This is a genomic window from Streptomyces sp. NPDC097619 (assembly GCF_040302735.1).
In the GTDB taxonomy this organism is placed as follows: Bacteria; Actinomycetota; Actinomycetes; order Streptomycetales; family Streptomycetaceae; genus Streptomyces.
On sequence record NZ_JBEOSD010000097.1, the window covers coordinates 1 to 14,817 of the forward strand.

Consider the following 14,817-nt stretch of genomic DNA (forward strand, 5'->3'; position numbering starts at 1 on the left):
TGGTGGGGGGGGGCCGGGGGCGGGCTCTCGCCGGCCCGGGGCCCTGTCGCGCACGCCGCAGGGGACGCGGGGTGTGTGCATCGGATGCGACACCTGAATAAACGATTCGCCGCTTCGGGGGTCACGGCTTTCCACTGACTTTTTCCGGACCGGGATCCGGGCCGTGGGCTCCCGTCCGGGGCTCCGGGCGGCCCCGCCGGTCGGGGCGGGGTGGTCAGGCCGCCGGGCGCAGGGCGGCGAAGACGGTCGTGGCCGAGAGGAGGAAGGCGTCGGGGCGTCCGAGGATGCCGCGCGGGTCCGCCTCGTCGAGGAGCACGTCGAGGGTGGCCGCGTCGTCCGCTTCGAGCGTGGACTCCATGACCTCCCGCATCCGGCCGAGGTGGCCGCGCAGGAAGGCGCGGGCGGCGGGGTCCAGCGGCGCGGGGACGTCGAGGAGCGTGCTGAAGGCGGTGGCGCCGGTCAGCCCGGCGCGTCCGAGCATGGCCGGCCAGTCCTCGACGACGCGGACGCTGCCGGGGAGCTCGCCGCGCATCACCTCGTACCAGTGCTCCTGCACGGTGTCGAGGCGGGACTGGAGCCCCGGGCGGCCGAGGCCGATGTCGCGGGGCAGGAAGCGCATGGGGAGCCCGCCTTCGGCCAGCGCCAGGGCGCCCCCCGGGCGCAGCAGACCGGCCAGGGCGGTGACGGCGCCCTGCTGGTCCCCGAGGTGGTGGACGGCCTTGCTGCTCCAGATCAGGTCGGCTCCGCCGAGGCCGGGTGCGCCGGTCACCGGATCAGGGGCGAAGCCTTCCGGGAGTTCCGCCTTCAGGACGGACACCCGCCCGCCGAGGTCCAGCCGCTCGGCGCGTGCCAGGGCCCGGTCCAGGAGGGCCGGGGTGGCGTCGACGGCGACGGCCTCCGCCTCGGGGAACGCCTCGGCCAGGACGCAGGTCATCACGCCCGGTCCGCTGCCGACGTCGAGGACGCGGCGGACGGGGTGCCCGTCGAGGAGGGTGCGGAGCCGGGCGGCTGTGTCGCGGAGGGCGGGGAGGTGCAGCTCGGCGTTGGTCTCCAGCTGGGCGGCCATCCGGGCCCAGTCGATCTCCGTGCCGGTGCCGTGGTCGTGAGCGTGGCCGTGGGCGTGCCCGGCCGGTCCGCCCTGACCGCCGGCGTCGGGACCGTGGCGTCCGCGGTCGTGGGGTCCCTGGCCGTGACCCTCGGAGCCATGGCTCCGCCCGTGATCGTGTCCGCCGCCCGGGCCGGGGGCCGCGTGGTCGGTTCCGTGGTCGTGTCCGTGTGCGCTCATGCCGGCGAGGATGCACGGCCGCACCGCGGCCGGCAATTTCTGTTGCCGTTTCCGGGACGGCGGGGTCGCGGGCCGCCCGGGGTGACAATGGCCGGCACGGACGACTCCCCCGCGCACCGGCCGGTGCTCGACGAGGTGGGGCCCAGGCTGCGACGGCTGCGGGAGCAGCGCGCGCTCACCCTGGCCTCGCTCGCCGAGACCACCGGCATCTCCAAGAGCACCCTGTCCCGGCTGGAATCCGGGGAGCGCAAGCCCAGCCTGGAGCTGCTGCTGCCGCTCGCCGCCGCCTACCGGGTCCCCTTGGACGACCTCGTGGGCGCACCCGAGGTGGGCGACCCGCGGGTGCGGCTGGCGCCTCGCCCGCTGCCGCACGGCGGCACCGCACTGCCGCTCTCCCGGGGCCCCGGCCCGCTCCAGGCGCACAAGATGGTGATCACGGACCGGGGTGGCGAACCGGACCTGCGCACCCATGAGGGCTACGAGTGGCTGTGCGTGCTCGACGGGAGGCTGCGGCTCGTGCTGGGCACCCACGACCTGGTGCTGGGGGCCGGGGAGGTGGCCGAGTTCGACACCAAGGTGCCGCACTGGTTCAGCAGTGCGGACGGCCGTCCGGTGGAGGTCCTCAGCCTCTACGGCCGGCAGGGCGAGCGCATGCACGTGCGGGCCCGCCCCGAGGGCTGACCCGCCGCGCGCGTCCGGCCCGGTCAGGATCCCGGGACGCGGTTCTCGTCCGCCGGGGCGAACTGGGTGCGGTAGAGCTCCTCGTAGCGACCGCCGGCGGCGAGAAGTTCGGTGTGGGTGCCGCGTTCGAGGATGCGGCCGTCCTCGACGACCAGGATGAGGTCGGCGGCCTGGACGGTGGAGAGGCGGTGGGCGATGACCAGGGCGGTACGGCCCTCCAGGGCTTCCGCCAGGGCCTCCTGGACGGCCGCTTCGGAGGTGGAGTCCAGGTGGGCGGTGGCCTCGTCCAGGACGACCACGCGCTGGCGGGCGAGCAACAGGCGGGCGATGGTGAGGCGCTGGCGCTCTCCGCCGGAGAGGCGGTAGCCGCGTTCGCCGACCACGGTGTCCAGGCCGTCCGGGAGGGCGGCGGCGAGTCCGTCCAGGCGGGCCCGGCGCAGGACCTCCCACAGATCGGCCTCGGTGGCGTCGGGGCGGGCCAGCAGCAGGTTGGCGCGGACGGACTCGTGGAAGAGGTGGCCGTCCTGGGTGACCATGCCCAGGGTCTCGCGGATGGACTCCGCGGTGAGGTCGCGCACGTCGACCCCGCCGAGCCGGACGGTGCCGGAGTCGGCGTCGTACAGGCGGGGCAGCAGCTGGGCGATGGTGGACTTGCCCGCGCCGGAGGAGCCGACGAGGGCGACCATGGCGCCGGGCTCGGCCCGGAAGGACACCTCGTGCAGGACGGGCGAACCACCCCGGGCGTCCAGCACGGCCACTTCCTCCAGGGAGGCCAGGGAGACCCGGTCGGGGGCCGGGTAGCCGAAGGAGACCCGGTCGAACTCGACGGCGACGGGTCCGTCGGGGACCCGGCCGGCGCCGGGGCGTTCCTTGACGAGGGGGTCCAGGTCCAGGACCTCGAAGACGCGCTCGAAGCTGACCAGGGCGCTCATCACCTCGACCCGGGCTCCGGCCAGGGCGGTCAGCGGGGCGTAGAGCCGGGTCAGGAGCAGGGAGAGGGCGACGACCGCGCCGGCGTCGAGGCCGCCGCGCAGGGCGTAGTACCCGCCGAGCCCGTAGACCAGGGCCAGGGCGAGGGCGGAGACCGTGGTGAGGGCGGTGATGAAGACGGACTGGGCCATGGCGGTGCGGATGCCGATGTCACGGACCCGGGCGGCGCGCGCGGCGAACTCGGCGGATTCCTCGGCGGGGCGGCCGAAGAGCTTGACGAGGGTGGCGCCGGGGGCGGAGAAGCGTTCCGTCATCTGGGTGCTCATGGCGGAGTTCAGTTGGGCGGCCTCGCGCTGCATGCGGGCCATGCGGGTGCCCATCCGGCGGGCCGGGAGCACGAACACGGGGAGCAGGAGCAGGGCGAGGAGGGTGATGCGCCAGGAGATGCCGAGCATCACCACCAGGGTGAGGAGGAGGGTGACGGTGTTGGCGACGACGCCGGAGAGGGTGTTGCTGAAGGCCCGTTGGGCGCCGATCACGTCGTTGTTGAGGCGGCTGACGAGGGCCCCGGTGCGGGTGCGGGTGAAGAAGGCGACCGGCATCCGTTGGACGTGGTCGTAGACGGCGGTGCGGAGGTCGAGGATGAGTCCTTCGCCGAGGGTGGCGGAGAACTTGCGGGCGGCCAGGCCGAGGGCGGCCTCGGCCAGGGCGATCGCGGCGATCAGCAGGGCGAGGCGGACCACGGTGGAGTTCGCGGCACCGTCGACGATGGCGTCCACGACCTTCGCGGCGAGGACGGGGGTGGCCACGGCGAGGAGGGCGGTCACCACGCTGAGGAGCAGGAACCACAGGATGTCGCGGCGGTGCGGGCGGGCGAAGGCGGCGATGCGGCGCAGGGCGGCGCGGTGGAAGGGCCGCCGGTCGGCCTGGGCGTTGATGGCGCTGTGGAGCGAGGTCCACGCGGTGACTTCCATGTCCATGCCCCGAAGCTAGGACCTCGACCTTGATTGAGGTCAAGGGCCGGTGCTCCGGGGCTCGGGGCACGTGACCGGCGGTCAGGGGCGCAGGACGACGCAGGTGGTGGTGCCGTGGGCGTAGAGCTTGCCGTCGTGGGTGCCGACGACCCGGGCCTCGGCGGTGGCGGTGGTGCGTCCCACGTGCAGGGCGGTGCCCTCGCAGCTGAGGGCGGGGGTGTCGGCGAGGACCGGGCGGATCATGTGCACGCCGAGCTGGACGGTGGTGTAGGTGGTGCCGGCGGGCAGGCGGGTCATCACGGCGGAGCCGAGGGCCGAGTCGAGGAGGGTGGCGAGGAAGCCGCCGTGGACGGTGCCCATGGGGTTGAGGAGGTGGTCCCCGGGGTCGCCCTCGAAGACGACCCTGCCTTCGGCCACCTCGGTGAGGCGGAAACCGAGGGTGCTCGTCATCGAGGCGGCGGGGAGGGTGCCCTTGAGGGCGGCCTGGAGGATGTCCAGGCCGCTCATCCCCAGGAGGTCCGGGGTGGGTTCGGGGCGCTGCCGCCAGGTGTGGGTGCGGGTGCGGAGGGGGGTGGCGGCGGTGTGTTCCGTGGTCATGGTCCGACCCTAGGAGGGTGGGGCGGTCCGGCGGGAGTGGCGGATCCGGCATTTTCTGCACCGATTCCGACAGGGTCGGGCGGGGTGCCGGCGGGCTATCGTGGGCCGGTGAAGATTGCCGTGTTCGCACTCGACGGGGTGTTCGACTCCGGGGTGTCCGCCGTGCTCGACGTCCTGCACACCGCGAACGCGTTGCGCGGGGCCCTGGAGGGGGCCCGTCCTCCGCGGTTCGACGTGCGCACGGTGGGGGTGCGGCGGCGGGTCCGTTCGGGGCTGGGGCACGTGATCACGACCGAGCCGATGTCGGTGGCGGTCGACGCCGATCTGCTGGTGGTGCCCGCCCTGCTGGACCGGCGGCCGGCCTCGCTGGTGGAGCTGGTCGGTTCGCCGGAGCTGGCGGGGGCCCGGCGGGAGCTGGTGCGGGCCCGTGAGCGGGGTGTTCCGCTGGCCACCGCCTGCACGGGGACCTTCCTGCTGGCGGAGTCCGGGGTGCTGGACGGTCTGACGGCGACGACCAGCTGGTGGCTGGCCCCCGCCTTCCGGGAGCGGTACCGGCGGGTGCGGCTGGACGAGACCCGGTTGGTGACCACGTCCGGGGAGGTGACCACCGCGGGTGCGGCCTTCGGGCACCTCGACCTGGCGCTGGCGATCGTCCGGATGCGCAGTCCGGCGCTGGCGGACCTGGTGCGGCGGTACCTGGTGGTCGACGACCGGGCCTCGCAGGCGGCGTACACCATCCCGAGTGCGCTGGCCCGACAGGATCCGCTGGTGGCGGGGTTCGAGCGGTGGGTGCGGGAGCGGATCGCGGGTCCGGTGTCCATCGCGGAGGCGGCCCGGGAGCTGGGTGTCAGCGAGCGCACCCTCCAGCGCACGGTGGTGCGGACCCTGGGCCGGACCCCGATCGGGCTGGTGCGGGACCTGCGGGCGGAGCAGGCCGAGCACCTGTTGCGGACGACGGCGCTGCCGCTGTCGGCGGTGGCCCGGCGGGTCGGGTACGAGAGCCCGGGGCCGTTGCGGAGCCTGCTGCGGGACCGGCTGGGGCGGGGGCCCCGGGCCCTGCGGAGCTGAGCGCCGGGCGCGGCCCGGTCAGGTCGCGGGCGGGGTGGTGAGGCCGGTGTAGCCGTGTCGGTGGAGGTGGTCGGCGGAGACCGGGAACCAGGCGGGGTCCGCGGTGATGCCGAGCCCTTCGACCATGCGGTTCATGAGGTTGAAGAGGGCGCCCACCATGACCGCGTCGTGCAGGGCGTGTTCGTCCCAGCCCGCGGCGTACACGGCTTCGGCGTGGCCGGGGGTGAGGAGGGCGGGGGTGCGGGTGAGCACGTCGAGGTAGCGGAGGACGGGCTTGAGCCGGGCCTCGACGGGGGCGGTCTCCAGGTCCTTGAGGGCGTCCGTGAGGAGCCCTGCGGGCACGCCGAACGCCTCGGCCGTGGCGGTGTGGATGCCGTGGCAGTAGGCGCAGGCGTTGAGGCCGGAGACGTAGGCCGCCATCAGCTCCCGCTCCGCGACGGTGAACGGCGAGGGGCCCCGCAGGAGCCGCTCGTGGAGGTCGAGGAGGGGGGCGGAGGTCTCCGGCCGGCTCTGGAAGACGTGCCGGAGGGTGGCGTCGGCGGGCAGGGAGCGCAGGTAGGACATCGGTCAGGTTCCTGTCGGTGCCGGCGGTCGGGCGGCGAACCGGTCGGTCTCCTCGCGGCGCAGCCAGCAGGTCGCGAGGTGGGCGGCGGTGGCGGGTCCGGGGGCCTCCGGGCCCGCGGTGAGGGCCAGGCGCAGGGCCCGCTCCCAGGCCGGCCGGAGCGGGGTGGGGGTGCCGGGACGGGTGGGGTCGGCGGCGGCGAGGGCGGGGCGGGCCCGCCGCCAGGTGTCGAGGCCGTGGGCGAGGAGCCCGTCGAAATCCGGGACGGCCGCGACGCCGTGGCGGGCCCGGTCCACGGCGAGGAGCACCTGGGCCGGGTCCTCGGTGAGGGCGGCGAGGCCGAGCCCGGCGAGGAGCCGGTCGGCGTCGAGGCCCATCAGCATGATCCCGGTCTCGGTGAGCGCGGACCCGTCGACGGGGGTGAGGGCGAAGCGGGAGTCGTAGGCGGTGGGGTCAGACACGGGCGGCCGTCCGCTCGGCGGGCCGTTCGGCCTCGACGGGGGCTCCGGAGAGCCGGGCGGCGATGGCGCCGGCGACCCGGGCCGTGGCCACGCGGTGCCCGTCGATGTTGCGGGCGGCGGGGCCGAGCACCATGCAGGCGGCGGCGCCGACGGCGGAGACCCGGGGGGCGTTGCGGTAGGCGAGGGTCCGCTCGTCCAGGTCGGGCCAGCCGTCGCGCGGGGCGACCACCCCGGGGGGCAGCAGCCGCTCCCCGGTGGAGACCGTGGTGCCGAGGGCGAGGACCACGTGGTCGGCGGGGACGGCGCCGCCGTCGTCGAGGCGGACGACGGTCCGGCCCGCCCGGCCGGGGGCGATGGCGGTGACGGCGCGGCCGCGGTGCACGGTGAGCTGCCCCTTCTGCTCGGCCTCTTCGAGCAGGGGCCGGAACTCGAACATGACGGAGGCGCGTCGGTGTCCCCGCATCAGGGCGAGCCGGTCCTCCCAGGCGGTGCCGTCGAAGCGGGCGCGGCCCTCGGCACGGAAGAAGGAGGCGTTGACGTCGGCGCACTGGTAGCGCTCCTCGGAGGCGCGCAGGATCCAGTGGACCTGTCGGCCGTCCCGGAGGGCGTTGGCAAGAAGGTGTGCGGCGCTGAGGCCGCCGCCGACGACGGTGACGCTGCGGGCGTCCTCGGGGACGGGCTCGTCCCAGTGGCCGACGCCGGGAGGCACGACGCCCTCGGGCCACCACGCGGCCGGGGCGGGACGGCGTTCCTCGCCGAGGCAGAGCACCACGTGCTCGGCGGTGAGGGCGAAGTCCGGTCCGTGCACGGTGACGTGGTCCTCGGCGGGGCGGACGGCGGTCACCTCGGCCCGTCGGAGGTTCCGGTCCACGTGGTGGAGGTGCGCGACGTGGGCGCAGTACGCCTCGAACACGTCCACGGGCACCACGGAGCGGTGTCCGGACTGGGCCATGCGGATCTCGCGGCGCTCCACGGGGGTGAGGCGGGACCAGTTCAGGCGGGCGAAGTCGAGGAGTTCGCAGTCGCGGTGGCCCTCGGCCCCGGGGTGGTGCTCGTACGGGGAGCGCAGGACGCGCTGCCCGAGGATGTCGACCCGTTCGAAGAAGCGGCCGCAGGGGCGGCCGTCGCGGTCGAGGAGGACGACGTCCTCGATGCCGAGGTGCCAGAGCGCGGCGGCCACGGCCAGTCCGGCCGGGCCGGCGCCGACGACGGCCACCCGGGCGGTGGCGGGCGGCGGGCCGGCCGCGCCCCGCGGGCCGGTGCCCGGCACGGCGGGCCAGGCGCGGCCGCGGGGCGAGTCGAGCAGGTGCGGCCCGGGGACGAAGGTGATCACCCGATGACCGTGACCGGGACGATGACCTCGATGACGGGGCGCTGAGGCATGCCCTCGGCGACGAGCTGGTCCACGGTCTTGGCCAGGGTCTCCGGGGCGTCCGTGGCGACGGGGCTGTACCGGGAGTAGGCGTAGGTGGGCTTCCGGCCCGTGGTCTCCAGCGTGTACATCTTCACGACGGCTTCGCCGGGGCGGACCTCGCCGCCGTAGAAGGTGAGGCGGCGCTGGTCGGGGGTGATGAAGGACTTCGAGAACTGACGGGACATCACGAGGGTGTCGCCGTCGTTGACGAAGACGGAGTCCTCGTCGGTGGTGGCCTGCATGGCCACCCAGGTGCGGTCGGTGAGGTTGGTCTCCGACTTGATGATCTGCCAGCGGCCCGGCTCGGGCAGGTTCACGGTGACCGAGACGTCGTGGTCGACGGTGTCGATGGCCCCGGAGATCATCAGGACCCGGCGGCGCATGTCGGCCACTCCCGCCATTTGGATGTCGCGGGCACGGACCCGGGAGGACACGTCTATTCCGGATAGTTCCAGAGGCGGCATTGCATCTCCCCGGGTGAGGTCGGAGGACAGCTCGGAATGGCGACTCCGACCGACATTTCCACAGGCCCCGTACCCTGTCAAGGCACACCTGTGCGAGCCGGTGCGGGGTTCAACACCGGCCCGCCATCAGGCATTTCAAGCCATTCGGCCGGTTCCGCTGCGGCCGATTCCGGGGGCTTCCCCGGGCACCCCGACACCGGTGATGTCGAAGGTGTCGAGATCCCGGATGCGGACCTTGAGGACGAGTCCTTCGCGCACCCGGACGGTGAGGTCCAGGGGCGTCGGGCCGTCGTCGCGGGTCTCGTAGTCGCGGAAGACGGTGCGGTCGGCGAGGGCGAACAGGGCTTTGTGGACGGCGTTCTTGTCGATCTGCCCGGCGGTCTCCGCCCAGCTCTCCAGGACCTCCCAGCCGGAGTCCAGGCGGAGCGGACGGCGACCCGGTACGGCCACCCCGCGCGCGGCCGCGGGCTGCGGCGGGGGGACGGCCAGGGCCCGGCGCTGCGCGGGCAGGTGCGGCAGGGCCGCGGACGGCCGGACGGCGGGCTGCCGGCGGACCGGGCGGCGCGGGTCCAGCGGGCGGCCGAGGAGCGTGCACGCCTCCCGGAGCCCCGCCCACACCTCGGGGGCCGGCCACTGCCGCAGCACCGCCCGCAGCAGCCGTTCCGCGGTCCAACCGTCACCCCGCACGAGGTAGCCCGCCGCCTCGTCGCACAGGTGGCCGGCCTGTTCGGCCGTGAGCGGGTGGGTGGGCACCGAGAGCCGTTCCAGTCGGGCCTCCCGGTCGCTGGGACGGACCGGCGGGAGCGGTTCCACGGCGGTGTCGCCGGCCGGGCAGCGGACGACCACGGTGCCGCCGGACACCTCCAGGAGCACCGCCAGGAAGAGCCGGGTGCCGTCGTCGAGCCGGTCCGCCTCGGCGACCTCCACCCGGCAGGGGCCGGTCTCGGCGTACCAGGCGCGGGCCACCTCGCGCAGGTCGGCCACGATCCGCTCGCGACGCGCGGGCCGCTCGGGCTCCGGCCCGGCCCGGCTGCCCTCGTTCCCGGCGGGCGGGCAGGCCGGGTCGTCGGGAGCGACCAGCCGCAGCCCCGCGCGGGCCGCGGGCGGCCAGGCGAGGGTGTCGCCGGTGGCGATCAGTGCACGTACCGGTGAGAAGCCGACCACTCCGGGTTCGGCCCGTACCGCGAATTCACGCATTGCTACCCCAGGTTCCAGGGGCCGGTCGCGGCCGGTACGGGGGGCGCGGGGCGCTCCCGGACGGGCCGTGCCGACCTGGTGAACGGTTGACTGCACGGTCGGTCCGCCCGCCGGCGTCCGGACCGCCGGACCGTCGGGTCCGGGAGGTCGCGGGCAATGCCGACGAACTTCGCAGGGCACACCGAAAGGCAAATGTCTTTCGCTTTCCGGCACTTAGCAAAGTAGGCACGACCCCGGGGGGTCACATCTTCCAGATTGCTCTCGCACCTGGGGCGATGCGGGAAAGGGGCCCACCTCAGCAAGTCCCCCCTTGCCAAAAGGGCAGTTGAGGTGCGTGGCGGCGGGGGTGGGGCGGCCGGGGGCCGCCCGGGGGTGTTCAACCGGGTGTTCAACCGGATCCGGGGCCGTCACGGGGCGCACGCGCGACCGGCCGCGGGCCGTGACCGGACCGGAGGCGCCCGGTCCCGCCGCCGGGCCGGGCGGCGGGCCGGGCGGCGGGACCGGGCGGCGGGACCGGGACGGCCCGGCGGGGTCAGAGACGGCGGCAGAGCAGGGCGTCGGGGGTCTTGCCCTTCGCCCAGGCGCCGGTGAAGGCGATGCCGGCGGCGTACTCGTCGGCGGCGCACTGCCCCTTGTACTGACCGTGGGCGAACTCCCCGCCGGGCCCACCGGCGGGTCGGGCGTCCCCGCGGTCGAACCACACGGTGCGGCCCGCGGCACCCAGGGGGCGGCCGGCGCGGGCGCACAGCGTGGCGGAGACCGCCTGTCCGCGCACGCTGTAACCGGTGAGCCAACTGCCTTCCGCGCACTCGTACTTGGTGTAGCCGCCCGCCCAGTCCCCGCGCCGGACGTGCCGTTCGTCGCGCACGACCTCCGGACGCGGGTCGGCGGTGACGGGACCGGCACCGGCGTCGGAGCACAGCCCGCGGCCGCCGCGGTGGGAGAGCCCGAGCAGGCGCAGCCCGTCGGGGCAGGCGGCCTTGCGGGCACCGGAGTCCCAGTCGCCCAGGGCCCGGGCCGTCGGCGACTGCACCGCGTCGGTGTGGTCCGTGGTGAGCATCCGCCACTGTTCGGCGGCCGGGACGGGCCCGGAGTACCGCGGGGCCGCCGCGAGGCGGCGCCAGTCGGGGGCCCGCCAGTCGGTCCCGTCGAGGACGCCCGCGCGGCGGCCCTGCCGGTCGTAGGTGAGGAGCGCCCAGGTGCCGTGGCCGGTCCAGCCCACGGCGGGCCAGTAGGCGAAGTCGGCGTCGCGGGCGATCAGGTAGTCGGTGAAGTTCGTGTACCAGGCGCGGGGCTTGGCCCCGCTCTCGTCCGCGCCGATCCCGAACTCGCTGATCCAGACGGGCGCGGTGTAGTGGCGGCCTCCGGTGTCGGTGGCCGCGAAGAGGGCCTGCCGGTCCAGGGTGGCGAAGAGCTCTTCGCGGGACAGGTCCTGGTAGCGGGGGTCGTGGGTCTCGCCGGTGCCGGTGGCGCCGCTGTGGCGGGGTCCCGTGTAGCCGTAGAAGTGGGCGGAGTAGACCAGTTTCCCGGAGACGGCGAGGGTGTGCGAGAGGGTGCGGGCCGGTTCCAGGGTGGGGCGTTCGTGCGGGAGGCCGTCGAGGGGGATGCCCTGCCAGTTGATGCCCTCGACGATCACCAGCAGGTCGGGGTCGACCTCGGTGAGGAGCCGGTCGCCGAGCCGTTGGGAGGCCAGCCACCAGTCGTGGTCGTCGCCCCGGCCCCAGTTGGCGTCGTCGGTGACGGTCCTGCGGACCTCGTTGTAGAGGTCGGCCCCCACGACGCGGGGGTTGTCGCGGTAGCGGCGGGCGAGGGAGATCCAGTCCTCCTCCCAACGGGCGGTGGTCTGGGAGGTGTTCCAGCGCTCGTTCCCGTCCAGACCACAGCAGAACCGGGAGGTGTTGGTGTGGTTGTTGAGGATGACGGCGAAGCCCGCGTCGGTGGCGGCGGCCACCACCGCGTCGAAGACCTGGAGGGGGGTGAGTCCGCGCAGCTGCGGGTTGGCGGCCACGGAGGCGTCCGGGACGGGGCGGGTGTCGCGCAGCATCTCGTTGGAGAAGGGCAGCCGGATGCTGTTGGCGCCCAGTTCCCGGAAGTCGGCCAGGACGGTGGTGATCGGGACCCGGTCGAGGCCCAGGGGCATCTGATCGGCCTTCTCGCCGTCGTGGTGGCTCGCGGGGTCGTCGATGTTCCCGGATCCGCTCCAGGATCCTTGCGCACCCTGCCAGTTGACGGACGCGAGTTTGAAGCGGCGACCTTCGGCGTCCACGACGTAACGACCGCGGGTGCTCAGCGGCGGGGTCCAGGAAGCGGCGAGGGAACCGGCGGGTGCACCGGACGCGGCTCCGGGTGGGGCGGCCTGTGCCGCCGGGGGCGGGCCGGACTCGGACCGGGCCGCCGCGGCGGGGGCGCCGGGGGCGGTCAACAGCAGGGCCGTCACGAGGAGTGCCCGGTACCGGGGGCGTCGTCTCACTCTGCTCTCCGTGGTCACTGAGGGGGCGCGGGGCGCGCCCGACCGCGGGATTCTCGCCCGCCGCGGCCCGTGGTGGGTACGCCCGCGTCCGGACTTCCGGGGGAAGTCCGGATCGCCACCCCGGTCACGGGCCCGCGCGGACCGGTCGGCCCGTGTCGGACGCGGACCGGCCCGTCCGTTCAGACGCGGACCGCCCGGTAGAGCACGACCGTTCCGGGGACGGGCACGAGCAGGGCGGCCGCCAGGGCCGCGGCCAGGTATCCGGTGCCGGTCCGGTCGGCTTCGGAGAGGAAGGCGGCGGCCAGGGAGAGGAGGACCGGCAGGGCGGCGCCGGTGGCGGTGGCGAGGGCTTTGCGGCGGGGGCCCCATTCGCGGGCGTTCCACAGCAGGGCCAGTCCGGTCAGCAGGGCGATCAGGCCGATGACCTCGTTCAGCAGCGTCAGCGCCCCGGCCAGCGTCAGCAGGAGCATGACCAGCCGGACCCGGAAGCGGCCCGCGCGTCTGCCCTCGGGGTCGGCGGGCTCCTCCGGCATGCCTTCCTCGGCGAGGGCGGTGTTCGCGACGGTGCGGGGCTCGCCGAGTCGGGCCAGGACCTCGCGTATCCGGTTCTCGTCGTCGGTGCCGCCGACCGCGATGTGTTCGCGGAGGTCGGTGAGGAGTTCCCGCCGCCGGTCCTCGGGCAGGGAGGCGGCCTCGCGCTCGACGGCGGCGAGGTAGGAGTCGATCAGCGGGTGGTCGGTGGTGCTCACGTGTGGTCTCCGTCGTTCTGGGGAAGTGGTTCGTCGGCGTCCCGAAGTGCGGTCGGCCGTAAGGCGGTTCGTCGAGGTCGGCCGGCGCGGGCCCGCGGGAGCGGCCGAGGGGTGCCACGGTGCCCGGGGCGCCGTCCTCGCCGTGGTGCCGGAATCGGCACGCCGGCTGCTCCGCACCCTCCCGGCCCCTCACCCGGTGGCGAGGTCCGGCCACCGGGTGCCCGGCGGCGTGGCGCGCCGCTCCCGGCCCCGCTCCGCCTCCTCGCCCCCGCTCCCCCGTCTGCCAGCCGTCCTGCGGGGAGACGGCTCAGGGGGAAGGAGGAGGGAACGGGGCGGCGGGAACGGCGGTGGGGCCCGGCTTCAGCGGCCCGAGGGTGCGCATCGGAGCCGGACGCGTCCCGCCCGGCCCCCACCGCCTCGGAGGAGGTGGGCGATCGGCGGTCCCTCCGGTAACTCGGCGCTGCGGAGCGGCCGCTCGCGGAGCCGCGGCGGTACGCGGCGCTCCGGCGTTCCCTCGCTCGACCGGCTCGGCACCCGACCCCCTTCGCCCTCGGCGTCACCAGGAACCATGTTATGCAACATATCCATTCCTGACGCCGTTTCACAAGGTGGGACGGGAGCACGCAAACCGGTCCCCACCCCACCTCCGCCCCTACCTTTCCGGCCCCTCCCCCGGCCGTTCTCCCGGACACCCCGAGTTCGCGACCCCCGGGTGCGGGACGCGCGCGGGCCGGGGTTAGGTTGCGCAGGCCGGGCAGCGACCGGCGGCCGACGTCGGGTGACGGGGGGAGCCGCCGCGGACCACCCGGTGGCTCCATTCGATTCGACCGGTGGGCGCGTACCCGCGCGCGATCCCGGACCTGTACACCCGAGGTAGACCGCATGTCCCAGTCCCACACCAGCCGCCGCACCGTTCTGACCACTCTGGTGGCCGCCGCGGCGGGCGCTCCCCTGCTGACCGCGGTGGGCGCCGCCCCGGCGGTCGCCGCCGCCGGTGACGACACCTACGTGTCCAACACGGACCTGTACGCGAAGACCACGGAGGGCACCGACTTCGGGCGGCGCTTCAAGCGCCACGAGTTCGCCGACGCCGACCGCGCCACGACCCCGCGTCCGCGGCTGACCAGCGTCCTCGCCATCCACGGCGGCGGCATCGAGATGGGCACCAGCGAGCTGTGCCTGGCCATCGCCGGCTACAAGCCCGACACCCTGGAGCCGAAGACCGCGGGCGCCGCGGTGTACGACTACTGGATGCTGGAGGGCCTGCGCGGTTCGAACAACGGCGAGCTGCACGTCACCGCCTCGAAGTGCGACGACCCGGTGGCCCGGTCCATCGCCGCCTCCAGCGTCAACGTGCTCAGCCTCCACGGCTGCACGGCCGCTCAGGCGGGCGCCCCGGCCGGCTCGCCCAAGGGCGTGGTCGTCGGCGGCCTCAACCCGCGCTTCCGCCAGCTGCTCTCGGCGAAGCTGGGCGCGGCGGGCTTCCAGGTCCTGGGCGGCGACCCGGACCACCTCAACGGGGACCTCCCGCAGAACATCTGCAACCGGACCCTGACCGGTGAGGGCGGCGGCCAGCTGGAGCTGACCACGGAGCTGCGCCAGAGCCTGTTCGGGAACTTCTCCGGCGCCTCGAACCGTGCCACGACCACGAACACGGACTTCTGGAAGTTCACCAACGCCTGCCGCGACGCCATCGCGGCGTTGGAGGCGGAGCAGCTGGCCCGTCCCAGCCTGTTCACCTCCTGATTCCCTTCCTCTGATTCGCTTCGAGCGCGTCGTTCGACCGGGTCACTCGACTCGCGCGTGCGACCGCGTCGCTCGACCGGTCGTCTTCCGGGTCCGTCCGTAGGGGCCCGGGAGACGACCGGCTCCCGGCCCAGGCCGCCCGGTCCACCCGCGACCGGCCCCGGGTAGCACGTGTCACCCGGTGACCCGGGCGGCTCCGCCGGCTCCCGCCGGGTCCCG

13 protein-coding genes are annotated in these 14,817 nt (G+C 74.8%); 3 read left to right on the top strand and 10 right to left on the bottom strand.

Features of this window, described 5'->3' with window-relative positions; all coding sequences use genetic code 11:
* Positions 1-214 precede the first annotated feature (214 nt).
* Entirely contained in the window at positions 215-1,285 is a 1,071-nt protein-coding gene (locus tag ABTZ17_RS23945; protein ID WP_352197742.1) for a class I SAM-dependent methyltransferase, read from the bottom strand.
* 87 nt (positions 1,286-1,372) lie between these two features.
* On the opposite strand from ABTZ17_RS23945, the gene ABTZ17_RS23950 reads away from it, so the two are divergent.
* Positions 1,373-1,966 carry a helix-turn-helix domain-containing protein gene (locus ABTZ17_RS23950; RefSeq protein ID WP_352197743.1) on the top strand — a complete coding sequence of 198 codons (594 nt, stop codon included), beginning with the start codon at positions 1,373-1,375 and terminating at the stop codon, positions 1,964-1,966.
* A gap of 23 nt (positions 1,967-1,989) precedes the next feature.
* Here the strand turns inward: ABTZ17_RS23950 and ABTZ17_RS23955 are convergent, their stop codons facing one another.
* Positions 1,990-3,876, bottom strand: a complete 1,887-nt coding sequence (locus ABTZ17_RS23955; protein ID WP_352197744.1) for an ABC transporter ATP-binding protein — start codon at positions 3,874-3,876, stop codon at positions 1,990-1,992.
* 75 nt (positions 3,877-3,951) lie between these two features.
* A complete protein-coding gene (locus tag ABTZ17_RS23960) occupies positions 3,952-4,467 on the bottom strand; it encodes a PaaI family thioesterase (RefSeq protein ID WP_352197745.1) in 516 nt (171 codons plus the stop codon).
* A gap of 108 nt (positions 4,468-4,575) precedes the next feature.
* On the opposite strand from ABTZ17_RS23960, the gene ABTZ17_RS23965 reads away from it, so the two are divergent.
* A complete protein-coding gene (locus ABTZ17_RS23965; RefSeq protein WP_352197746.1) occupies positions 4,576-5,535 on the top strand; it encodes a GlxA family transcriptional regulator in 960 nt (319 codons plus the stop codon).
* 18 nt (positions 5,536-5,553) lie between these two features.
* Here the strand turns inward: ABTZ17_RS23965 and ABTZ17_RS23970 are convergent, their stop codons facing one another.
* The 7 genes from ABTZ17_RS23970 to ABTZ17_RS24000 form a co-directional block, all read right to left on the bottom strand.
* The gene (locus ABTZ17_RS23970; protein ID WP_352197747.1) at positions 5,554-6,099 is read right to left on the bottom strand and encodes a carboxymuconolactone decarboxylase family protein; all 546 of its coding nucleotides are present in this window, start codon (positions 6,097-6,099) and stop codon (positions 5,554-5,556) included.
* Between the two features lie 3 nt (positions 6,100-6,102).
* Positions 6,103-6,558, bottom strand: a complete 456-nt coding sequence (locus ABTZ17_RS23975; protein WP_352197748.1) for a DUF6187 family protein — start codon at positions 6,556-6,558, stop codon at positions 6,103-6,105.
* Entirely contained in the window at positions 6,551-7,891 is a 1,341-nt protein-coding gene (locus tag ABTZ17_RS23980; protein ID WP_352197749.1) for an FAD/NAD(P)-binding protein, read from the bottom strand. The genes ABTZ17_RS23975 and ABTZ17_RS23980 overlap by 8 nt, the downstream gene beginning before the upstream one ends.
* Entirely contained in the window at positions 7,888-8,373 is a 486-nt protein-coding gene (locus ABTZ17_RS23985) for a DUF6423 family protein (RefSeq protein WP_352197768.1), read from the bottom strand. Before ABTZ17_RS23985 ends, ABTZ17_RS23980 begins: the two co-directional genes overlap by 4 nt.
* A gap of 198 nt (positions 8,374-8,571) precedes the next feature.
* Positions 8,572-9,633: a DUF6235 family protein gene (locus ABTZ17_RS23990; RefSeq protein ID WP_352197750.1), complete on the bottom strand. Its 1,062-nt coding sequence runs from the start codon at positions 9,631-9,633 to the stop codon at positions 8,572-8,574.
* 532 nt (positions 9,634-10,165) lie between these two features.
* Positions 10,166-12,103 carry a glycoside hydrolase family 5 protein gene (locus ABTZ17_RS23995; protein WP_352197751.1) on the bottom strand — a complete coding sequence of 646 codons (1,938 nt, stop codon included), beginning with the start codon at positions 12,101-12,103 and terminating at the stop codon, positions 10,166-10,168.
* Positions 12,104-12,282: 179 nt separating this feature from the next.
* Entirely contained in the window at positions 12,283-12,852 is a 570-nt protein-coding gene (locus ABTZ17_RS24000; protein ID WP_352197752.1) for an HAAS signaling domain-containing protein, read from the bottom strand.
* Positions 12,853-13,734: 882 nt separating this feature from the next.
* Here ABTZ17_RS24000 and ABTZ17_RS24005 point away from each other — a divergent pair.
* Positions 13,735-14,598: a poly-gamma-glutamate hydrolase family protein gene (locus ABTZ17_RS24005; RefSeq protein WP_352197753.1), complete on the top strand. Its 864-nt coding sequence runs from the start codon at positions 13,735-13,737 to the stop codon at positions 14,596-14,598.
* The last annotated feature ends 219 nt before the right edge of the window (positions 14,599-14,817 follow it).